This window comes from Eubacterium sp. BIOML-A2 (assembly GCF_009680135.1).
GTDB classification, from domain to species: Bacteria; Bacillota; Clostridia; order Lachnospirales; family Lachnospiraceae; genus Faecalicatena; species Faecalicatena contortus_B.
Genome location: NZ_WKZK01000029.1, coordinates 37586 through 59489 on the forward strand (window position 1 = coordinate 37586; position 21904 = coordinate 59489).

A 21904-nucleotide genomic window follows, 5' to 3' on the forward strand; every position below is an offset into this window, starting at 1 on the left:
TCATTCCCCCCTGGCGTCTCCTGCCACATTATTTACCAATGTATCTATGAACTTCCTTCTCTCTTCTTTTTTGTATATATCCACGCCGCTGTATAGCTTAAAAGTACTGGCAGATATAATCGCCACCTGCAGAGGCTGTATAATCTGAAGAGCTATAATGCGGAGTTCCAGCTCATTCTTTCTATTCTGAAACAGCTCTTTTAACATGGGAATCATATACAGTTCCACCTGCATGCTGCCTCGCTGGACTTCCATAGTCAGCATGAATTTCGCCAGTTTTTCATATGCTTCAGACAGTTCGAAGATCGTATCCAGCATATTTTTAATTCTTTCTGCCGGATCCATTGACTGCATTTCTGCTCGGTTCAAAATCTGTGCTACGGCATCATCAACCCTTTTTTCGATAGCGGCTGCAAGAAGATTGTCCTTGCTTCCAAAATAATAGTTTATTAGTCCTGTTCCTACTCCTGCCAGCTTCGCAATGCCACGGACAGTGATTTTGTTTACGTCTGTTTTTTCTTTTATCATTATGCCTGCGGCTTCAATGATTTTATCTTTTGTATCCTGGCTGCAGTTCATAATATTTGTTTACCTCCATAAATCCACTGTATACTTTTGTTTATATATTTTTTTTGATCATTTTACTATAGAATATTGAACTTGATTTGAACACGTTCAATATAGTAAAAAGTATAGTCTTTCACTATCCTTTTGTCAAACTTTTAGCCGGAAAACTTTTGGATAACGTTGAATTAGCGGGCGAAACTGCCCTCAGGATTGAAATTAGATATTTCATAATGATAGCTATAAAGAATATTTGAAATGAATCCAATTCATTTTATTGGATTTATTAACATATATTATATAAAACTGCCGGTTGTCAATGTATTTTGAGCGGCTTACGCGCTTTATCTGCGGGATCGGATAGGAACGCTCCATGAAGGATATCCTAAAATCCCAGGAATAACATATCCCTCATGGAGCTGTTGCCTCCTTTCTGCTGTAACTGCGCGGGCCCCCTCAGGGGAGCAACTATATCTCAATACGGGAGAAATAGTACTGATAAGCCAGATATTCCCCCATTTCCACCGGCAATGGTATCCCCGCTTCCATCAATGCACTTCCGCTGTATACTTTACCTCCCGCCTCTTCTTTATACAGCGCATTTTCATCCAGGCCGCAAAGCTGTACATATTTGACCGTCATATTCCCGTGTTTTTCCAGCATTACAACGTTAAGCAGAGCTTCCTTCCCATCCTCAGAGACAACTTCCCAAGCCCCCGCCTCATCTACGAACGGATTCGTGAGCCGGTAATACCTTCCTTTCTGAATCAATTCAGCATATTTGTGATATTGATTTATCTGCTCTCTGACTTCCTGCTTTTCTTCCTCCGTCAGTTTTCCCAGATTCAACTCATAACCAAAAGTCCCCGTCATAGCCGTAACCGCTCTGGTTTTCATAGATACGTTTCTGCCTGTCTGATGATTTGGCACGGCGGATACATGAGATCCCACTGCCGATACCGGATAACCGAATGATGTCCCATACTGAATCCGTACTCTGTCCACCGCATCGGTGTTATCACTGCACCAGATCTGGGGCGTATAGTATAACATTCCGGCATCAAACCTGCCTCCGCCTCCGCTGCACCCCTCTATTAATATCTCCGGATACCGGATGGCCAGCCTTTCCAGGAAATCGTATAAGCCAAGCACGTAATTATACAGCACCATTCCCTGGTCTTGTGCCGCTGCAGAATAAATATCCGCTAGGCTTCGGTTCATATCCCATTTTATATATTCTATATTCCCCTGGTCCAGCACGCTGCAGATCTGCCCATAGACTGCGTCTACCACCTCTTTGCGTGAAAAATCAAGTACAAGCTGGTTTCTGGAACGGTTCGGCTTCCTTCCCGGAATACAGAATGCCCAGTCCGGATGCTCCCTGTAGAGGCCGCTGTCCTCACTGACCATTTCCGGCTCAATCCATATACCAAACTTCAGCCCCAGCGCGTTTACCTTCTGTATTAGTTCCCCCAGCGTACACCCAAGCTTTTTCTCATTAACCTGCCAGTCTCCCAGGCTGCTGTTGTCGTCATTTCTGTTTCCAAACCAGCCGTCGTCCATCACAAGCAGCTCAATTCCCACATCGGCTGCCTGTGCAGCCAGTTCACAGATCGTATCCCCTGTAAAATCAAAATATGCCGCTTCCCAGCTGTTTAACAACACGGGCCTCACTGCATCTTTGTATGTTCCCCGGCAGACGTGTTCCCGGATGCAGGTGTGCAGATTCTGTGACAAATGGTTCAGACCGGTACTGCTATAGGACATGATCACTTCCGGGGCATAGAATTCCTTTCCCGTTTCCAGCGGGTAAGAGAATTGTTCTTCAGCAAGCCCCAGAAGTACACGGGTCTGATTAAACTGATCCCGCTCTGCTTCTCCCTGGAATCCTCCGCTGTATACAAAAGACATAGCATAACAGCCGCCATGGTGTTCTGTTGTATCTTTTCCCGCCAGTATCATCATCGGATTATACTGATGGCTGGAGCTTCCCCTTCTGCTGCCAATCAACTGGCTTCCATGTACAACCGGGCTCCTCTGCCAGTTTCGCTCCATGGCATACCGTCCGTAAAAGGTAAGGAGATCATAGTCTCCCGATACAAAATCCAGGCAGGCGGTCTGCACTTTTTCCAGGTATATTTTATTCCCCTCATTCTTTATAACTGCGCTTCTGGTGATAATATCCTGCTCCGGCAGTACTCCGTACAGCAATGTTACCTGCACCCCGGCCGCATGATCTTTTAATACAATTTCCAGAGTCTGGGCCTCATCCTCACCGGCATAAACCGCAGGAAGCCCTCTCAGCTTATATTTTCCCTTCAAAATCCGGTGCTCTTCATAGCGGAGATCGCAGCTGTATGTCCCGTTTCCATTTTTGACAACCAGTGCAGGAGCCCGGAAATCCCCATTTCCCAGGCACGGAAATTCCTGGGGCAGCACATCCAGGGAATAGGTCCTGTCACTGCCTGCATCGTACGGGTTTCCGGAAAATCCCCTGTCGTAATGGGTCAAAAGGTAATCCATACATCCACAAACCCGTTTTCCATAGTAGAGATGAAGAAGGAAACCGAACCTGTCAACCTGCATCTGATAGGTGGTCTTACTCGTATTCAATGTAAAAGTCTTTGTGTCATTCTCAAAAATAATTCCCATATCATTTCTCCTATTTGTAACAGTTCAGACAAGTCTGAACTGTTATCTTTATTTTACAGCCCCATTCACAACTCCATTCAGGATCTGCTTTTGACAGATGATGTAGAATATCAGAATCGGTAGCAGTGCCAGCAGATAAGAAGCAAAAGCCAGATTATAATTAGTTCCGAACTGTGTCTGAAAATTCAGTTGTGCCAGCGGCAGTGTATTTTGATTTGTCCCTGACATAATCACAAGCGGTGTCATAACATCATTCCATGTTCCCAGAGCTGTAAGTACCGCAACGGTAGCATGCATCGGCTTCATAATCGGAAAAATAATACGCCAATAGGTTCTCCAGGTGCTCGCACCGTCAACACATGCCGCCTCTTCCAGCGCTACCGGTATATTTTTAAGATATCCGGTATACAGCAGCAGATTCATCGGCATATAGAATACAACATAGAGTACAATCACCCCAAAACGGTTGGCAATCCCCAACTGCGCAGTCTGTTTTACCAGAGGCATCATTAGAATGGCAAACGGCACAAACATACCGCTTATAATATATAAATAGGCAAATTTATAGAATTTACTGTGTGCCTTATTGCGCCCGATTGCATAACCAAGCAGGGAATGGATCACAATGGACAGTACAACTGTGACAAGCGTTATCATAATACTGTTCCCCAAAGAATGCCAGAAATCTGTGACACGCATTGCCTCGGCAAAGTTCTGCAGGCTCCAGGATTTCGGAAGCGAAAGAATCCCTGCCACGCTGTTGGTCATTTCTGAGGGCTGCTTAAATGCAATAACAATCGTAAGATACAACGGAAAGGCGACTGTTATAAGTCCTATCATCAGAAGAAGGGTAATCGGCCAGTTTGTTCTCTCTTTTATTTTTACCTTCGCATTCGCCTGCATCATAACTGTTCCTCCTTCTTACCTAAAAAGTTCATCTGGATTACCGAAATTGCTACGATCACAATAAAGAATACAAATGCATTAGCGCTCTGGAACCCGAACTGTCCGCCATCCATACCATTATTGTAAATCAGATAGGAAATAGACTCCGTGCTCTGTGCCGGCCCACCCTTTGTCAAAGCCATGATCTGGTCAAATACCATGAGAAAATCCTTCATACAGAGCACCATGTTAATGGTAAAAAACGGAAGGATCAGCGGGAATGTAAGGCTCTTAAACTTATGGAAGCCCGTCGCACCATCAATTGCCCCCGCCTCGTATACATCTTCCGGAACGGTCTGCAGTCCGGAAATATAAATGATTGTATTCATTGCGACCGCCTGCCATGCACAGACAATCACGATCGCGGCCCATGCCCATTTTGTGCTCGAAAGCATACTGGAACCACTTCCTCCCACAGCCTTTGTAATCACCGGCAGAATATAAGTAAAAAAATAATTAAAAATGTACCCCACAACCAGTGCTCCCAGAATCTTTGGTATAAAATACATCCCGCGCAGTACGCTTTTCCCTTTAATCTTGCTGTTCAGCCCCAATGCCAGAAGAAGGCTGATTATATTAACCACGATTGTTGTTACAATTGCCAGCTTAAAGGTAAAGAGGTAAGACCCACCAACCCTGCTGTCCTGAAACAAATCAATATAATTCCGAAGGCCGACCCAGTCAAACGAACCATATCCCCTGTAATTCGTAAAGCTGTAGAAAATCCCTATGATCAGGGGCAGTGTGTTAAAACAGAAAAACAATGCCATAATCGGTACCGTGATCAACAGAAATGCCTGCTTTTTACTATTTATTTTCTTCATTTTTCCTCTCCTTGCTGATTGGAGGCACCATTTGCCGCCTCATACTCCTCTACCTTACGTATTATGTCTCTGTTATAACGCATCCAGTCCTTATCGAACTTTTTCAGGAAAGCATCCACATCCTGATGAATAAGAAGAGTCTGTATCTGCGCATCGACCGACATCTCACTTGGATAATAATGATCCTGGAAATCTGCCATTCTCTCCTCACCGATAAACTGCTTCATCCCATCCAGCATCGGAGCCAGTTCGAAATCACCGGTTTTACAAGGAACCGCATTCTGGCTCTCCAGATACAGCTCTACATTCTCATCTTCCAGCAGGAAGCTCAGCACCTCATACGCAGCCTCTTTATTCTCGCAGGTTTCCATGACGCAGAACTGAAGGTCCACCCCGGAGTTCAGCATATTCTCATCAGCATTACTGCTGCCCGGCATAACAAAGGAGTCAATATCCAGATCCGGATTCACTGACTGGATCTGGGGGACTGCATAGCTTCCGATCGTATACATTGCAGATTCGCCGTTTGCAAATGCCGTACATGCATCATTGTATCCGTATGCAAAGGGGTCTTCAGGCCCATACTTCAGAAGTTCCAGCATCTTCTCCGACACTTCCCTGTACTCATTCTCAAATGTTGTCTCGCCCCGGTTTACTTTACGGCAGACATCGGCAGGGGCCAGATCTACTGCCAGCGCATTCCAGGGCGCCAGGCAGGTCCATGTATCTTTAAAGCCGAAGTATAAGGGCTGGATACCCGCCGCCTCGATCTCCTCACATAGCGCGGTAAATTCCTCCCATGTCTCTGGTATCTCCCAGCCATGCTCCCGGAACATTTCCCGGTTATACAGTACTCCAGCCGCATTTGCCATATACGGAACTCCATAGTTACCGTCTTGTGGTATAAACTCCAGAGACTTTAAGATGTTCAGATAAGCAGGCTTAATATCCTCGATACCCGGAAAATCGGAAACATCCGCCAGCATATCCGCGTCCAGAAAGTTAGAATAATTGATGTCCCCGCCAATCCCAATGATGTCCGGATTGTCCTCCCTGACAAATCTGGTTTTTAGTATAGTCATTGCTTCATTTGGCGATTCAATCTTCAGTTTTATATCATCATGCGTCTCATTGAACCGCTTCTCCAGTTCATCGAAAACATCCAGTCCTTCTTTCTTGTACTGAACCAGTTCTATGATTGTTTTCCCATCGTCATTTTCTTTTGCCTGGCACCCCCAAAGCCCTGGAACCGCCAGGACTGCGCATATTATAAGCAAGCCGGATATCTTTTTGTTTTTTCCTTTCATCCTCACAACCACTCCTTTCCCATAACCTTTTCCCTGTTTCTAACTATATTATAACATTGCATATTGCGTCTATAAATAGCTGCGTTTTTTCGGTTTTATACCTTTATGCTATATTTCTACGGATTATTTGAAGTCACCCGGCATTTTGGTATATAATAAGATTCATAAAAGAATCCAGCCGGTGTATAAAACAGAGAGGAGAATTGATTGATGAGCGATATGTTATTTTCCGTATTTCCCAACGAAAATTTTGTAGACCTTAGCCTTTATCAGTTCGGCTGGGAGCAGTGTGAACCGGCCCATTCTTATGGTCCCGCTGCCCGCAACCATTTTCTGTTCCACTATGTCATATCCGGAACCGGTGTCCTGATGGCCGACGACGCAAAGGGCTGGACAAGGACTTATCAGATAAAGAGCGGACAGGGCTTCATGATCTTTCCCCAGCAGATCAATACCTATATCTCTGATCAGGAACATCCTTGGGAATATGTATGGGTTGAATTTGACGGGCTTCGTGTAAAAGAAGCCATTGAGATCGCGGGCCTCAGCCGGGATCACCCGGTCTACCACGCCCACTCCAAAGACCTGCGTATGGAAATGATGAATGAGATGCTGTATATTGCACAGCACGGTGATATGACGCCGTTTCATCTGATCGGGCATCTCTACCTGTTTCTGGATTACCTGACCCGTTCTGCGGCATCCATGCACATGCAGAAGGGCGGACGGCTGCGTGACTTTTATATCAGGGAGGCATTTGCTTTCATCGAACAGAATTTCCAGAATGATATATCTGTGGAAGATATTTCCGCTACCTGCGGGCTGAACAGAAGTTATTTTGGAAAAATATTTAAGGACACGGTGGGAAAATCCCCCCAGGAGTTTCTGCTGAATTACCGCATGACAAAGGCTGCTGAGCTTTTGAAGCTTACTGCATTATCCATCGGCGATATCAGTAATGCGGTAGGATATGCAAACCAGCTTCACTTTTCCAGGGCTTTTAAGAATGTTTATGGGATATCTCCCCGGGAATGGAGAAACCAAAATCGGATCATGAAATGATCATCATCCATCTAAAGATGTCAGTGCCTGAAAAAAGCCACCGAAAACAACGTATGACGCATGTTTTCAGTGGCTTTTTAACTGATGTCTGCTCCTTTTGCCCTATTAGCGTGTATATTGCCCGTTACTCTACAATCACATTGTATGGCACTTCCTTGTCTCCGAGTGTGAACAAGATACGATAGGTGCCTGCCGCAGACGAATCTGCAACGGTTACGTCAATCGTCTTAGTTCCTGTCCCTGCAGTCACTGTATTTCCGGTCACGCCCCATTCGGCAGCAGCATCGATATAAGCTTCCCCAGACTTTTTTTGTACCCCTACTTTAATCGCTGACTCATTCATACCATTCAGATAATCCGCTTTGAATTGCAGTTTATCTCCGGCTTTTACCACTCTTGTTCCATCGCCTAGAAGTGCAATGGAAAGTGCCGTTTCAGGGTTAGCTGTTACAGTAATCTGAGTCAGACTTCCCCCAACACTCTCCCATGACGCGCCTGCACTGACACCTCCAGGCATGATTGCAGCCTTTAACCCTATTTGTCCGGGCTTCAGCCCTGTTGTATCCATTGTACTCATGGTAAATACTCTGCTGCCTGATTCTGGCATAGGAAGATACGTCTTTCCTCCTCTGGGATATAATGAAAACATTTCACCGCCTTCTTCATACTGTATCACAGTTCCCATCGGAAATTCTGTTCCGCCCTCCGGCGCAAGCACAGCCCACACGCTGCCATTAAACCTGGTATCTCCGCTTGCTGATGCAGATAAAGTGAATTGATATTCCCCTCTGGATAAACCGGATGTTGGTGCATTTGCTATCGTCACCACAGGTATGCTGTTATTTACGGTAAAATAATCATCCTGGGAATCGGCGCTTTTATCTTCTCTTAAGCGCAGGCCATAATTTCCCGGGGACAGCCCTGATGTACCAGTACTGAAATCAACAATAATGTCCCATACCGCACCAGCGGCAGTAGTGCCTGTAAATGCTGTGTCATCCCACATACTTTTAAAGTCGGACAAACGAATTCGACCCTGCGCTTCACTTCCCGATACCGTATAAATGTAAAACTCTGCACTTGTTATAAGCGTTAGGCTGGTGCCGGGCGGAAATATTTTCGTATCTCCGTTTTCTATATTTCTGAGTTCCAGCCAAAGATCATTTATTTGTACCTGAGTTCCCAATGTAAACTGGGTTGTCACTGCGCTTTTAGAAGAAATAGATGGGGAATTTTCTTCCTTCACGATCTGATTATAATGCCGACCTGCCGATAATTGAACTTTTGATACAACAGACGGTTTCCAATAAATATGGAGAGTAATCTTGGTTACCTGCCCTGCTTGATCCGCAAATTCTAATAATACGGTATCCGGGCTTTCCTGATCTGTAAATCCTGGTGCATTTTTCAAATTAAACTCTATTATAGCTTCATAGCGGCTATCGGTAGTTCCAATATTCACCTGGCCTGACGTAAATGATTTTAAATCATACGGCTTAGTAACCGCCGCCTCTGTCCATCCTGACGACTGTACCTGCTGCATGCTTATGCCAAACTGTTGCCCGGTTATCGTTGGGGCGTCATAACTTATAAATCTCTCTGAATTTCCGCTGGTAACCTTTTGTAAATGCAAAGTCCGGCTTACCCCTGACGGAATTGTCAGCTTTCCGGTATAACTGCCGCTCTGCGTTGCATACAGATCTATAGTCTGGTCAGATAGGGCTGCTGCCTTTGTAATGATTTCTACCTTCATGTTTATCGTTGTTATTTTTCCACTGCTATCTTTCCCTTGTATCTGAATCACTACTGCCCCCAGCTTTTTACTGACGGTTATTCCCTTGTTGCTATAAGTCAGATAAAACTTAATCTGAGGCATAATATTTTCTTGTGTTTCTGCTGTGCTCGTCTTTATGATTGTATTCTTATCATCCGCTATAATTGATTTTGCAGAAACCACTTTTCCTTTTTTACCGGTATCCGAAGAAAATCCCTCCCCAGCTTTCATAAAAAGACCAAAATGCGACAGGGGATTATTTTCAATAAGATTCCTCTCTTGTTCCTGCGTAATACTTTCTCCTGACTCCTGATTGGTCTGCGACGTGAACCATTCATCGTCTTTCCCCATACCGCTCTTAGCTGCTTCAACCAGTGTCATACCACTGGCATCCACCAGGCTTACCTGCTCAATCGTATAGACAGTCGGTTCGGATGCATGAGGAAGCTCAATCGTTCCCTCTGCCACAGAATATGTTCCGTCAATATAACCGCTATCCCCCGCTTTGAGTTCCTGTGCCGTCAGGACGGTCTCTCGTTCCGACACAGCTCCCGCATCTTTTTTCATTTGCCAATAGCGATATGTTGATCCTACATTGTAATAAGGGATTTCTTCATCCGTCTTCCGGGGATCTACAAATCCTCCATCATTTTTATTTTTTTCTTCTGTCTTAGTACGGGCGTATGCAAAAACCTCTGCCGTCTCTCCTGCCTCCATATAAGCATAGCCAGAAACCTCTCCATATTCTAAACTTTTATCTGTGTTTTCAACAGCCACACGGAATACCGTCCCACTGTCAAAACACACTTTATTCGATGTCATACCATCTTTATTTCCAACTTTATCCAGCCCAACTATGCCGTCCTCTTTATCACGGCTGCTGAATCTTCCAAGTCCGATTGCTTCTGAGTCTAAGATTACTGTACTGCCACCCTTGAGCACCAGGCCTTTTCCAAGAGTTCCTACATCCGGATTCGAATGATCCCCAATACGGTTCAGAGAATATAATGCCGTCGTGTTGTTGTTTGCTATATCGGACTTGCCTTTCAAACGTACATGGGACTCAATTAACAGGACTCTGTCCGCACGCTGTATGGCTTCTAAGGTACGTGTGGTATTAGTTTTATCCGCACTTTCATCCAATACACCATAATGATCCAGGGTAACAAGGCGGGTAGAACCCGCATCACAGGATGCCCCGCTTCCAAATACGCCGCCTGAAATCGTCAGATCTGGCTCCTCTGTACTTCCTGTCCCTGTATTATACCCAGTTCCGTCTATATACACATGGGATGTTCCTGTTATAGTGATCGCATTATAATCCGCCCCGCCTCCAAAATCGCCGCCTGCATAGACAGATCCTTCCACCAGCAGTTTAGACGAGGTTAACTGCGGTTTCTCAACGGCATGGTTATTATAATATGTACATTTATCCGGGGCATGTATGCCGATATGTACATGGGTAGACCCATAAACCGTTCCTAGATACCCTCCCCCAAACACATTTTTTGTAACAGTCCCTCCTGTTAAATTGACAAAGATCATATCCTTAGTTGAACCAGATTCTACTACACCGTCATCACTTTTTTCGCTTCCGCCATAAAGGTTTTTTTTCACCCAGCCGCCTGTCATATTAACGGTGGCTCCTCCAAGTACAAGGCTGCTGCCCGGACTGCCAAGTGAACCTCCATAAACAGAGTTTTCTATTGTACCATTTGTTATGGTTACATTCGTCTTTCCTTCCACAACCGCATTCTTACTACCGCCGTAGACATTGCCGCTGACTATTCCGCCGCTTATTGTAACATCTGTATTTCCGTTTACTTTTCCATTCTCTCCGCCGCCAAAAACAGAACCTTTCACTTCACCGCCGGCAATCGCGATTTTTACTGTTGAACCAGTATCTACGCGTGCACACTCTTCATATCCGGACTGGGCAATTCCTTTCCCTCCACCATATATGCTGCCATTAATCGTTCCTCCATTGACAGTTATTTCTGCCGTGCCCTTCAAATAGGCATTGCTTTTTAACCCGTCTCCATCATACCCCGTAATTGTTCCACTGTCACCCGAACCGCTGGCATAAATATTTTCCTCTACTATAGCGCTGCCCCCGACGGTTATACTTGCCGATCCTGTTAAACTGCCAAATTTTTCGGGAGTAGTCTCTTCAGCAAAGGTATAGTTTGTACTTTCATCTTTATACAGAGATACACCATTTTCATTTCCTTTACCGGCTGCATAGATATTTCCGATAGTGCCTCCCTGTGCGGAAATCCTTACGGAGGACATTGTGTCCCCTTCACTCTTAACAAAAGCAGCCGACCCTGCGCCATAGATATTTGTTACTTTTCCTCCTGTCACCTTTATGTCCAGGTTTCCCAAATACGTAGGAATACTTGCATTCCTCCCCGTTCCTGCACCATAGATATCCCCTACAGTTCCTCCGGAAACTTCTATCTTAGTAGTTCCGCTATATGGAGATTTTACCGCAGTGAATCCTTGGTTTCCACCAATAACTGTAGTCACCATTCCACCTTCAATATTAATATTTACATTGGCATTCTCAATGCCTCCTGATGCACTGCCTGCAACAATGGTGGATACAATGGCATTACCGCCTACGGTTATATTAGCTTCCTGGTTATTAACATTCAAAACATTAGTGTTAAAAGACCTGATATACCCTACAATTCTGGCAATTCCACCGCTCTCAACTTCAATTTTCCCAACCTTAACATTTTGGGTAGATATAGGTGTTCTATAAGACCCGTAAAGATATGTCCCCTTGGAAGTTACATCTTTACCAAAAATGATATCATGTCCGGATCCATATATATGCTGCAGGGTTGCAAGTGTGAGGGATTCCAGCTTGAGATTTCCAGATAAATCTATAGCTTTTTCTATATTATCCTTATCTTCGCCACTACCTTTTAGTCTTATTTGCTGAGTACTCCCGCAAATAGTAACATTCACTGGAGTTCCACCTAGTATCCCACCGCTTTTTTCAGTTGAATCATCAGCTTGATCCATATCGTAATCTGCCTGAAGTATAATTTTATTTGTCTCAACTGTCCCGTTTAGGTTCTTCTCCATCAGGTATTTTGCTGCTTTGGTCAATGATTTAAATGGCAGGCTTTCCGTACCATCCTTGTTATCATCTCCACTTTCCTGATTCACATATACACAATATACCTCTTCTGCTGCAACAGCTGCTTTGGAATACAACGCCGCCGGCTCTGGCGTTTCTGTAAGAAGGGATTCCTTCTCCTCCGGGTCTTTCTGTTCCTCATTTTCAGCTGTATCTGAAACCCTATATCCAGCTGCCCGTGCACTCTCTGCAAATGTCGTGTTTTCATTCCTGCATATTACATATCCATCCTGCCCCGTTACGAAAAGGGTTTCCGGATGATCAATCTCCTGCTGCATTATAACTTTGGTTCGGATATTATCCGCAGGCTGTCCGCTCAGTACGGCATCCTTTTGCCGGAGAACCGGCTCCTGAGAGACAGCTTCCTGGGAGGCGGATTCCTGAGAGGCTGTTTCCTGAGTAACTTCTTCTCCTGCATCCTCCTTCGGTAATGACTGTTCGTCTGAAATTGTATAATTTGCTGTTTCGCCGGATAATTTTTCTCCCTCTGAGTCCTCTGGTGAAGATTCCTTGTATTCCTCTGCATTATCTTCCGGCAATATCAAATCTCCAGCAGATCCGTCGTCCACATCTTCCGGCGGCACCACCTCTTCGGAAGGTACCGTTACTTCCGTCTCGCTGTTGTTTCCCTCCAAGGCAGTGTCACTTCCATTTTCAGGAAGATCCGGTTCAAGTTCTCCATCAGACTGAACGGGGTCTTCTATTTCTGCGCTTTCGAATTCATTCTTTATTCCTGTAAATTTAGGGGCGGACTCTAACTGCTCTCCGGCAAATGCATAATCTCCAAAGCCTGTAATACTGCCGGGCAATGTCAGTTCGCCGCCAAGTTCCCCCAGTCCATAGAATAGATACGCTCCAATATATGTTACACCATTCTCAATAACTAAAGTATGTACCTCACCTGCATAAGGCAAAAATGGCGCAGTTTCAGTGCTATAGTCATCTGTCCTTCCTTCTCCTGAAAGGGTAAGGACTCCCTCTTGAAGTACAGCGGATACCCCGCCCCCCACGTCGATTGGAGACGGACTGTCTTGTGCTGCATAGACCGGTATGAAGTTAAGGCCCGTGGAGTTTAGCAGCAGGCATAGAATAAGCACAATGGTCAAAAATGAATGCCTGTGTCCTCCCGGGTTAATTTGTTTTCTATGATTCTTCATCCTCATGACACTCCCTCCATCAAGCAGGCCAAAATCCCCCTCTTTGTTTATTGTGCTTCCCCCGCTGTTAAATCAATTTTGTCAGCCTCTTCAAAGTCTTTTTCTGGTCTGGATAGATTCTTTTCCACCTCTTTTTTCAGTAATACCAATGTATATACCCCCGATTCTTTTGGGCTGAACTTGAAACTTCCATCTTGCTCCTTGGTGATCATCGTATTCGCAGCGTCTGGTATCACACCTGACGGTACAATAAGAGTAATCCCATCCGATGGCGTTTCCACACATGTAATCGTTAGAACAGCTGCCCGGTTATTTTCCGCATCCTCAATAGAATATTGATTGCCAGGTTCCAACACAAATTCAGCCTTTAGAGTCTTCTTATATGGTGTACTGGAAGATGCAGTTACCGTCACTTTAGATGAGCCCGGATCAGGGGTGATCGTGACCTTTTCCTCGTCCTTACTACTTCCGTTCAGTATCAGGTTTTCTGCACTAGTTAGTGTTCCCCCTTCAACATTGATATCAAAAGTAATAGCTTTCTGTGTGATCCGCTTCGAATCAGCAGAATTAGAGAATGTAATATCAAAGCTGCCGGCCTTAGGATCTATATGATAAACCTTATTTTCTGATACTTCTTTCAGGAAATCACTGGTAAAGTAAAACGCTTCAGCCTCCGCAGCCCCGCTGTGGTTTTCCTGAAGCACATACCGTGCAAATGTAATCCCAGCGGTAATGACAAGTATGAAAGCTGTCACGATAAAAAGCGCCGGAAATCGGTAATTTTTATCATTAAGATCTATATTCATCTTTTTCATTCCTGCGCCTCCTTATTCTGAAATCTATTTATTTTGTGTCTGTTTTGAATCAACTGTCAGAGTCACCTTATCGATCTCATCGGCATAACTGGCATCGGTTGAATTTGTTGGCCACTTAACAGTTAATGTATATTCATGTACTGTATTTTCGCTATGGGGCATCTGTCCACCGCTCCAGGCTCTTGAGTTTCCGTCACTTTTTGGAATGGTACTGGTTGTTACATACGTCCCCGCTCCAGTGGAATTCTTTTGGGCCAGCTCATATACAAGCGGCAAATTTCCCGTTGTATTAATGATGATGGAATAATCCTGCGTAACTTCACTGGTTCTGCCATCCTTTACATTAGAAACAGATATGTCTATATTACGGCTGTCTCCTGGCGTCATCCTTTGTAATATGCTGCTCAGATCGGCCTTACTGTCCAGTGCAACCCTGGCGACGCTTGCTGTCCCTGTACCCGTTACAGAAGATCGGTAACGGGCATAAGTGATTCCAAGTACAAGCGTACAAGCCATCGTAAAACAGAGCAGATAACTGGCTGCCCAGCGTTTATTCTGATTACGATCCATCTGCTCCTCCTCTCTATGCGGGTATCAATCCTCGGTATTGTATAAACTGTATTATTCATCTTTCTTATTCCTCAGATGAGGCACCCATATGATTACAAGTATGCCTGCTGTCATAAGCAGCATTCCGGGGGGCGTTTTCAAAAACAGCACCACATTCCCCAGGTGCGGGAGAACCAGGATTAACTTTCCCAAAACATTCTCATATGGCACCATTTCCTGATCCGCAGTATTATTTGCATCTCCGCGGGTTTGGAATTGTCCATCCTTTTTCTCTATAATCCGATGAGTAATCAGGCTCCCATCCTGCTGGAATAATACGATATCTCCAACCTGATATGAGGGAGCTTTCCGGTAAATGTTCAGATCACCGGAGGAAAATACCGGCTCCATGCTGCCCGAACCTGCTGCTGCCAGCCGGAATCCAAGTATTTGCGGCGTCTGTTCTCCTGATACATGCTGTATAGCCGCCCAATACATTATTAATACCAATACAAGCCCCCACAGGATCAAAATGATCCCCTTTACCGTTTTTACTGCACGATTCATTGCTGTACTGCCCTAATGTGCAGGTTCACTGTGTAGGAATGGTTCTTAATCACTCCGATCATGGTATCTGCCGCATCCTGTTCATCGCTTGTATGATAGGGCCACCGCCATTTAATCTGGTAAATCTCCTCTCCCCTCTTTTTCAGGGTTATCTTATCTGTATAGACTTCTTCCTTGCCTGCTGCCGCCTGCCAGGATGTGAGAAGATTCCCCCTGGAATCTGCAATTGCAAATTCCAAAGGCAGATGCAGATCCTTCTCGCTGACAGCAAGGTCAATGGAAACAGAAAAATGATTGTCGTTATTTATACGAAACAGATAGTACCCTTCCGCTCCTGGTGAAAGCAGCGTCACATCATCCTGCCCCGCCGTCCGGTTATAGAATAGATCAATCTCCGTTGCTTGTTCCCACGCAGTCATCAGCTGCTCGCTTGTTCCCCCGGCAAATTTTACTCCATTGTCCGGCTCATCCGGTTTCGGAGTATCTGGCCCCGGGACATCCGGGTCTGGGACATCTGGCCCCGGAACATCTGGATCTGGAATATCCGGGTCCGGGGTGTACGTTCCCGGATCGTCGTTACCCGGCATATTTGGTTCCGGCGTACCGGTTCCCGGTGTATCAGAGCCTGTTGTGCCTGAACCTGCCGTATCATTCGATGGAGGATTCGCCCCTATGGTACTGCCAACGGAATTATTTCCGCCTTGATTGTTGACATTTGTCCCCTGATTCTCTCGGGATGGCGGCTCCTTATTGGCGCCTATCAGTTTCTCAGTATCTTTCCCTATAGGTACCTGCAATACTTTATTAGCATCGCTTAAAATTTGATATCCGCCCTCCCCCGGCTCCTGTTTGTTTCCATCCGGGGTCATAGAGGTACCTCCTGTATATATCACAGTGTCATTATGAATCACAGTCCCGTCCGGCCGCACCTGTGTTCCGTCCGGAGCCTGGATGGTTCCATCCTCCATATTCGTCAGACTGCCGGATGGTATTATGACCTTATGGTTTGCCTTATCCCCGCTTCCGCAGATAATCGTTCCGTCTGTTGTAATCACATTCCCCACCGGAGTTACTACCACGCCAGATCTGATATCTGCCTTTCCCGTCGGGGATACTACAATTCCATCCTCTGTCAGATAAGTCACTTTATCCGGATTGATATATAGCCTGCCGTCTTCTTTCAGAATCATGACCTGTATCTCGAGATACTTAATATCAACGGCAACCTCCACCTGATATGTGTCATCCTTAAGAAGGCTTATCCTTGCCCCCTCCTCAATCTCCTCCTTACTGATATTGACTTCTCTCTCGGCAAGTACATTCCCTTTACTGTCAATAATACTAAGCGTATGGGAGCCGCCCTCTGTATTCTCAAACACAAACGCACCAAAATCATCCGTTATCGTCTTCCTTGGCTCACTATGAATCTGAACCGTTCCTTTCGCATAGGGAGAACCGTCGCTGTAGAATATCTTGCCCCCCAGATGGATCTTAGCTCCCGGCTGGGTAACATGGATGGTATCAATTGCTTTTCCTGTCATATTATCTGAGAAACGGCTTCCCTTGCCCAAAATGTATCCTGCAAAACCGGTTGTTATAATCATGAAAATGAAAAGTATAAATAAAAGAATCCGCCATTTGCGGCCTTTTTTTTCTTCCGGATCCGGAGTACTGGTATTTAATTGTGTGTATAAATCACTCATGTTCAGACGCTCCTTTCCGGTATAGACGAAATGTTTGCTTTGTAAATTGTAGAAACACTTTCCAGCCTACGGCAAAGGGAACATTAACGGTGTTAAAATTCCCTTTGCCGAGGGCTGGAAGCCCTCGGTTTAAATATCCACTGGCACAGGTGGTAGGGGATATTGTTATGGGGTTGATGGAGATTCAATTTTTTGTTCAGCCTTTAAAGTTATTGTAATAGTTCCTTTATCCGCAGGTTCCGTACTGCCTTTTGCTGTGTCCTGATTATCATTCTCAGTAACCCATTTCCAATATATTGTTTTTGTAAGTTTAGTGGCATCGCCTGTTGCCTCTTTCGTCATCTCTTTACTTTCGCTTAGCTTATTTTCCACCCAGTTAACTTCCGTTGTTAAATTTTCATCAGTATAAAACTTAATTGGCACAGTCCCTATAGCAGACTTGTCAATAGTATAAGATAAAGTTGCTGCGACTTCGCTTCCAGCAGCATCAATTTCAATCGGAATTGAACCTGTCGAACCAGGAGCAATCTTTTTGTCGACAACATTACTCTTGTTTATCCCAGTATCGGTCAAGTCAAACGTAAATGTTTCACTCGTTTGATTTGTACCATTAGCCTTGAGCACAACGGCCCACTTAGCAACTGTAGCAGTTCCTGTACCTACAGTCGAACTAGTATACTTGGCCAATGTTCCGCCTGTAAGACATGTGGTGATTAATGTGAGTGCCAGAGCCAAAGCGCCCAGGCGCCCAAAGTTAAATCTTTTTTTCATCTTGTTTCCTCCTTATCCATAATGATTAGGGAATTCCGCGCAGTCTCCTGCCTCCCCTGACTGACTGCAACGATAATTCCCTTTATCGCCTGCAGCGTTTTGCTGAGACCCTCAGCTATATGTAATCACCTGACAGGACTCCTGTGCCCTGTGTGCTGACCTATATCAAACAGCCAGCATACTAGTCCCCCAGTGAAATACATCTTACTTACTTCTGCGCTTTTCGCAGCTCTTCCAATTCCTTCTCAAGGCGCCCTCTTTCTTCTCGTTCCTCTTTGTCTATTTTTCTTCTATATATGATATCCCACAGAATCAAAAGGACTATAGGGCATACAATAAAAAGGATCATTCCTGTAGTCGACTGCATAAACATGACCGCATCGCCTGCCCCTGAGATTTTTCTGCCCTTATAAATGCCCTGTATCTGACTTTGTTCTACCTGCTTCTGGTCGTCTGTATTATTGGCATCCCCTCGTGTAGTATAACGAACAGCTCCGTTTTCTTCGGTCACTGCTTCAATCCGATGAGTCACTGCAGCTCCGTCTTCCATATAGCATATAATATCGCCTTCTTTTAATTGTTCTACATCTCCGTCTTGTATAAATATCAGGTCACCGGACATGAATTCCGGTTCCATCGAACCAGAAAGTACAATTACCGGACGCATTCCAAACACTCCCGGTATATTTTCCGGGTGAATATATGTGTTAACAATTAAAATTATATTGATGATAATAATCGGAATTAAAATAATGCATAATATAATGCCTATAATAGTACCAACCAGTCCTCTTTTTTTCTTTTGCCGTTCCATAATTATGTAAGTCCTCTCTTTATAGATTTACTAAAATAACAAAGTGGGCAAGCCCACTTGAACTCCCCAACCCCTCAATTATCAGATCCTTTTAAGGTAAAAAAACGGTACCCCTATGAAGGATACCGTAAATTAAAACTATTTAAAAATGAATAACGACTCCCTCTTTCATATTATACAATAGGCACCGTTACTCAACCGTTACTCTAAGTTATAGATATTTCATAAAAAACAATTTTTTTTCATCCCGCCAAATTCTTTTCGAATCACACCAGAATTTTTCAGCAAATCTGGCTAATTATATCAGCTTGCATTTACTCAACTACCCGGTTGCTTTCTCTCGTCATAAAAGCATTGGCATCCTCTGCCCATAAATAAGTTCCCATAAAAGTCCCCTGGAATAAATCTCTTTTTCCTTTCAGGTATTCATAATATTCACAGGTAAAATGTAGAGATTTAATCCTGGCCCTGCCGTATCCTGTTTCAAGTATGAATTGTATCCCATATCTCTCAAGCACATTCTTCAACCTGTGCATAAGTGTCCGATAATATTGTTTCCCGCTTTTTTCTGTCTGTTTTTCTAATACAGAAAATACAATCTGGTCTATATGCAGATTGCCAGCCAAAACGGCCACCTGTGCCATATTCGGCGGCCACCCTGGAACTTAAATGGCGGTCAGCCAAGGACACATTAAACGGCCAAAATTTCCAGTTATAATATAAGCATCTCCTGTTCAAGGAGAAATATTATAACTGGAGGTTCCATTATGGACTACAAAAGAGTATTGAGACTTCACTTTGTGAATCATCTCAGCGGCCGCGAGATCGCCGAAAGCTGTGGCGACTGCAGCAAAACAACTGTCAACGAGTTCCTGAAGCGTTTCAGAGAGAATCCGGAGCTCTCGTACCCTTTACCGGCAGATGTCACGAATGAATACATCGAAAGCATGCTTTATAAAAAGCCTGGTGTATCGGCGGATCGACTCCTCTATCGGGATTTTAACAAGGAAGCTGTCTATAAAGCTCTGGCCCGCAAAGGGGAGACCCTGAAGCATCTGTGGCAGAAATACAATGCCATAGGTGTCGTAGACGGGAAGAAGCCAATGAGCTATCGCCAGTATTGCAGGCGTTACAGCGAATGGGCTGATTCCAAACAGCTGACCTTCCACATCCAGCGTTATCCCGGTGTCAATCTCGAGCTGGATTATGCGGGAAAGCAGCTCTATCTGCATAACCGCCGGAACCCGGAAGAGACCACAAAGGTCACCATCTTTATTGCAGCCCTCACCTACAGTGATTACTTTTATGCCGAAGGCATGACGGAATGTGATATCAGGAACTGGATCCGGGTAAATAATAACGCTCTGGCCTATTTTGGCGGCGTGACTCCGACAATTACGCCGGATAACTGTAAGGTGGCGGTTGCCCGGAATAAGGACTGGGTCAGCCCTGTCCTGAATAAAGATTTCCAGGCATGGGCAGAGCATAACAATACGGTTTTAACCCCCGCCAAGGTAAAATCACCCCGCTGGAAACCGGTTGTAGAGGGGCACGTAAAGATCGTTACCATGCACATCCTCATGGACATGGAGGATATAGTCTTTTATTCACTGGATGATTTAAACCGTGTCCTGATGGAAAAGGTGGATGCCGAGAACCAGAAGCCTTTTGAAGGACTCACTTATTCCCGGTACGATCTTTTTACAACAGAAGAGAAGGAGACTCTTCTGCCTCTTCCGACCAACCGCTTCGAATACCTTGAACGAAAGACTGTTAAAGTAGCACAAGATTTCTCCTTCACCTTCGACAAGGTTCATTATAGCATGCCCCGGAAATATCTTCGACAGGAACTTGAGATCCGGGCAGGCGAAAAAGAAATCTATGTCTATAATAAACAGGGTGACCTCATCCGGACACATAAGCGCAGCTATACACCGAAAGACTGGGTGATCATCCCTTCGGATATGCCCGCCGAATACAAAGACTATGGCTATTGGACTGTGCCTTATTTCCAGCAGAAAGCGTCTGCTATCGGCCCCAGCACCCGTGCATTGATCGATGCCGTCATTCGGAAATACGCTTATCCGGTGCAGTCATTCCGAAGCTGCTTTGGGATTCTGCGGTATGCGGAAAAGTACTCGCCGGAAGCCCTGGAACGTTGCTGTAAAGACGCCGTTTTGGCTGGGAAATGCAACTATTCCTATATCTGTAACACAATCTCAACTTACCATAAGGAGCCATCGCAGAGTACAACGTCACAGAGCAAACCCAACGAAGATGCTGCAATAGCCGTATCCGGTACTTACAAAGATGACGACAGCAAGTATTCCCTTAAGAACCTGCTGAAGCGTCAGGAAACGGAGGCCGGTCATGAAGAATGAGACTACCGATATTTATGAGATGTTGGACACACTATCCCTGCCGGTAGCCGCCCAGCGTTTCGCAGAACTGTCTGAAAGCCCTGAATTCGGCAGCTATACCGCTTTGCAGTTCCTTCGTGAGGTCTTGGAGCCTCAATACATAGAAACCCTCAATAAGCGGTTTGAAACCAATCTGCGGCTCAGCAGCCTGATCAATAAGGGGGCTGTGGCGGAGAATCTGAAAACCGGTTACGGGCGCATCTATAATGATGCCACTGTTGAACAGGTCCTGAAATTCCACTTCGCTGAGAACCGGCAGAATGTGGGGATCTATGGAGTCACCGGTGCTGGCAAGTCCTATTTCCTGTCTGCCTGTTGTGTGGAAGCATGCAGGCGTAATTACCGCTGTAAGTTTGTAGACTATAGCGACCTGCTGGACGAACTGATTGTTCTCAACCGGCAGGAAGATCTGAACAAGTACCGTAAGAGGATCAGGTACTATGCACGGATTCAGCTGCTGTTCATTGATGACTTCGCTATCAGCCGATATTCCGAGGAAGGGATCAAGATCCTGTACCATCTCATAAAACTTCGGGATGACCTTGGGACCTCCACCCTCTTCACCTGCCAGTATTCTCCAGATGAATGGGGGAACCAGCTGAGTGATGAGAAGGAATGCTACGGCAAGCTTGACGGAATCCGGCGCAGGTTGACTACAGGATTTACCGTACTGATTGAGAAAGCATAGCCTTCTGGGACAAGGCTCGATACTGATTAGCAGGGCGGAGCCCCCTCTCTGCCCTGCCGATTTCTAAAACTGGCCGTTTAATATGGCCCTGACTGGCCGGGAAATGCGGCCCTGCTGGCCGCAGAAAGTGGCTGTTTGCAC

Annotated in this window: 16 protein-coding genes; 3 read left to right on the top strand and 13 right to left on the bottom strand. The window is 45.2% G+C overall.

What is annotated here, in order from left to right; translation table 11 throughout:
* From GKG43_RS11865 to GKG43_RS11885, 5 genes are all read right to left on the bottom strand, one after another.
* On the bottom strand, nucleotides 1-579 hold the full coding sequence (locus tag GKG43_RS11865) for a TetR/AcrR family transcriptional regulator (RefSeq protein ID WP_050639189.1): 579 nt from the start codon (nucleotides 577-579) through the stop codon (nucleotides 1-3).
* 453 nt (nucleotides 580-1032) lie between these two features.
* Complete coding sequence (locus tag GKG43_RS11870; RefSeq protein WP_055152878.1) at nucleotides 1033-3216, bottom strand: alpha-galactosidase; 2184 nt, start codon at nucleotides 3214-3216, stop codon at nucleotides 1033-1035.
* A 48-nt stretch (nucleotides 3217-3264) separates the two neighbouring features.
* On the bottom strand, nucleotides 3265-4122 hold the full coding sequence (locus GKG43_RS11875; RefSeq protein ID WP_055152876.1) for a carbohydrate ABC transporter permease: 858 nt from the start codon (nucleotides 4120-4122) through the stop codon (nucleotides 3265-3267).
* Nucleotides 4119-4985 carry a sugar ABC transporter permease gene (locus GKG43_RS11880; RefSeq protein WP_055152874.1) on the bottom strand — a complete coding sequence of 289 codons (867 nt, stop codon included), beginning with the start codon at nucleotides 4983-4985 and terminating at the stop codon, nucleotides 4119-4121. The genes GKG43_RS11875 and GKG43_RS11880 overlap by 4 nt, the downstream gene beginning before the upstream one ends.
* Nucleotides 4982-6292 (bottom strand): extracellular solute-binding protein, encoded by a 1311-nt coding sequence (locus tag GKG43_RS11885; RefSeq protein ID WP_129879127.1) that lies wholly within the window; start codon nucleotides 6290-6292, stop codon nucleotides 4982-4984. The genes GKG43_RS11880 and GKG43_RS11885 overlap by 4 nt, the downstream gene beginning before the upstream one ends.
* Before the next feature lie 210 nt (nucleotides 6293-6502).
* On the opposite strand from GKG43_RS11885, the gene GKG43_RS11890 reads away from it, so the two are divergent.
* Nucleotides 6503-7354, top strand: coding sequence for an AraC family transcriptional regulator (locus tag GKG43_RS11890; protein ID WP_129879128.1), 852 nt, complete (start codon nucleotides 6503-6505; stop codon nucleotides 7352-7354).
* 124 nt (nucleotides 7355-7478) lie between these two features.
* On the opposite strand, the gene GKG43_RS11895 is transcribed toward GKG43_RS11890, so the two are convergent.
* From GKG43_RS11895 to GKG43_RS11930, 8 genes are all read right to left on the bottom strand, one after another.
* Nucleotides 7479-13442: a hypothetical protein gene (locus GKG43_RS11895; protein ID WP_129879129.1), complete on the bottom strand. Its 5964-nt coding sequence runs from the start codon at nucleotides 13440-13442 to the stop codon at nucleotides 7479-7481.
* 41 nt (nucleotides 13443-13483) lie between these two features.
* Nucleotides 13484-14251, bottom strand: a complete 768-nt coding sequence (locus GKG43_RS11900) for a hypothetical protein (protein WP_050639191.1) — start codon at nucleotides 14249-14251, stop codon at nucleotides 13484-13486.
* 24 nt (nucleotides 14252-14275) lie between these two features.
* Nucleotides 14276-14821, bottom strand: a complete 546-nt coding sequence (locus tag GKG43_RS11905; protein WP_129879130.1) for a hypothetical protein — start codon at nucleotides 14819-14821, stop codon at nucleotides 14276-14278.
* A gap of 51 nt (nucleotides 14822-14872) precedes the next feature.
* Nucleotides 14873-15367 carry a signal peptidase I gene (locus GKG43_RS11910; RefSeq protein WP_055152868.1) on the bottom strand — a complete coding sequence of 165 codons (495 nt, stop codon included), beginning with the start codon at nucleotides 15365-15367 and terminating at the stop codon, nucleotides 14873-14875.
* On the bottom strand, nucleotides 15364-17070 hold the full coding sequence (locus GKG43_RS11915) for a hypothetical protein (protein ID WP_129879131.1): 1707 nt from the start codon (nucleotides 17068-17070) through the stop codon (nucleotides 15364-15366). The genes GKG43_RS11910 and GKG43_RS11915 overlap by 4 nt, the downstream gene beginning before the upstream one ends.
* 165 nt (nucleotides 17071-17235) lie before the next feature.
* Entirely contained in the window at nucleotides 17236-17841 is a 606-nt protein-coding gene (locus tag GKG43_RS11920) for a hypothetical protein (protein ID WP_055152864.1), read from the bottom strand.
* 208 nt (nucleotides 17842-18049) lie between these two features.
* Complete coding sequence (locus tag GKG43_RS11925) at nucleotides 18050-18655, bottom strand: signal peptidase I (protein WP_055152862.1); 606 nt, start codon at nucleotides 18653-18655, stop codon at nucleotides 18050-18052.
* A gap of 314 nt (nucleotides 18656-18969) precedes the next feature.
* On the bottom strand, nucleotides 18970-19299 hold the full coding sequence (locus GKG43_RS11930) for a hypothetical protein (RefSeq protein ID WP_129879132.1): 330 nt from the start codon (nucleotides 19297-19299) through the stop codon (nucleotides 18970-18972).
* 123 nt (nucleotides 19300-19422) lie between these two features.
* On the opposite strand from GKG43_RS11930, the gene istA reads away from it, so the two are divergent.
* Complete coding sequence (gene istA / locus GKG43_RS11935; protein ID WP_154266205.1) at nucleotides 19423-21036, top strand: IS21 family transposase; 1614 nt, start codon at nucleotides 19423-19425, stop codon at nucleotides 21034-21036.
* Nucleotides 21026-21763, top strand: coding sequence for an ATP-binding protein (locus GKG43_RS11940; protein ID WP_129880135.1), 738 nt, complete (start codon nucleotides 21026-21028; stop codon nucleotides 21761-21763). Before istA ends, GKG43_RS11940 begins: the two co-directional genes overlap by 11 nt.
* Nucleotides 21764-21904: the final 141 nt, after the last annotated feature.

What these genes read in the sequence shown, in the direction of transcription:
- GKG43_RS11880 (WP_055152874.1), bottom strand. Translation starts at nt 4,985, where the DNA reads ATGAAGAAAATAAATAGTAAAAAGCAGGCATTTCTGTTGATCACGGTA.
- GKG43_RS11940 (WP_129880135.1), top strand. Translation starts at nt 21,026, where the DNA reads ATGAAGAATGAGACTACCGATATTTATGAGATGTTGGACACACTATCC.
- GKG43_RS11890 (WP_129879128.1), top strand. Translation starts at nt 6,503, where the DNA reads ATGAGCGATATGTTATTTTCCGTATTTCCCAACGAAAATTTTGTAGAC.
- istA (WP_154266205.1), top strand. Translation starts at nt 19,423, where the DNA reads ATGGACTACAAAAGAGTATTGAGACTTCACTTTGTGAATCATCTCAGC.
- GKG43_RS11900 (WP_050639191.1), bottom strand. Translation starts at nt 14,251, where the DNA reads ATGAAAAAGATGAATATAGATCTTAATGATAAAAATTACCGATTTCCG.
- GKG43_RS11930 (WP_129879132.1), bottom strand. Translation starts at nt 19,299, where the DNA reads ATGGCACAGGTGGCCGTTTTGGCTGGCAATCTGCATATAGACCAGATT.
- GKG43_RS11895 (WP_129879129.1), bottom strand. Translation starts at nt 13,442, where the DNA reads ATGAGGATGAAGAATCATAGAAAACAAATTAACCCGGGAGGACACAGG.
- GKG43_RS11885 (WP_129879127.1), bottom strand. Translation starts at nt 6,292, where the DNA reads ATGAAAGGAAAAAACAAAAAGATATCCGGCTTGCTTATAATATGCGCA.
- GKG43_RS11870 (WP_055152878.1), bottom strand. Translation starts at nt 3,216, where the DNA reads ATGGGAATTATTTTTGAGAATGACACAAAGACTTTTACATTGAATACG.
- GKG43_RS11865 (WP_050639189.1), bottom strand. Translation starts at nt 579, where the DNA reads ATGAACTGCAGCCAGGATACAAAAGATAAAATCATTGAAGCCGCAGGC.
- GKG43_RS11915 (WP_129879131.1), bottom strand. Translation starts at nt 17,070, where the DNA reads ATGAGTGATTTATACACACAATTAAATACCAGTACTCCGGATCCGGAA.
- GKG43_RS11920 (WP_055152864.1), bottom strand. Translation starts at nt 17,841, where the DNA reads ATGAAAAAAAGATTTAACTTTGGGCGCCTGGGCGCTTTGGCTCTGGCA.
- GKG43_RS11910 (WP_055152868.1), bottom strand. Translation starts at nt 15,367, where the DNA reads ATGAATCGTGCAGTAAAAACGGTAAAGGGGATCATTTTGATCCTGTGG.
- GKG43_RS11925 (WP_055152862.1), bottom strand. Translation starts at nt 18,655, where the DNA reads ATGGAACGGCAAAAGAAAAAAAGAGGACTGGTTGGTACTATTATAGGC.
- GKG43_RS11905 (WP_129879130.1), bottom strand. Translation starts at nt 14,821, where the DNA reads ATGGATCGTAATCAGAATAAACGCTGGGCAGCCAGTTATCTGCTCTGT.
- GKG43_RS11875 (WP_055152876.1), bottom strand. Translation starts at nt 4,122, where the DNA reads ATGATGCAGGCGAATGCGAAGGTAAAAATAAAAGAGAGAACAAACTGG.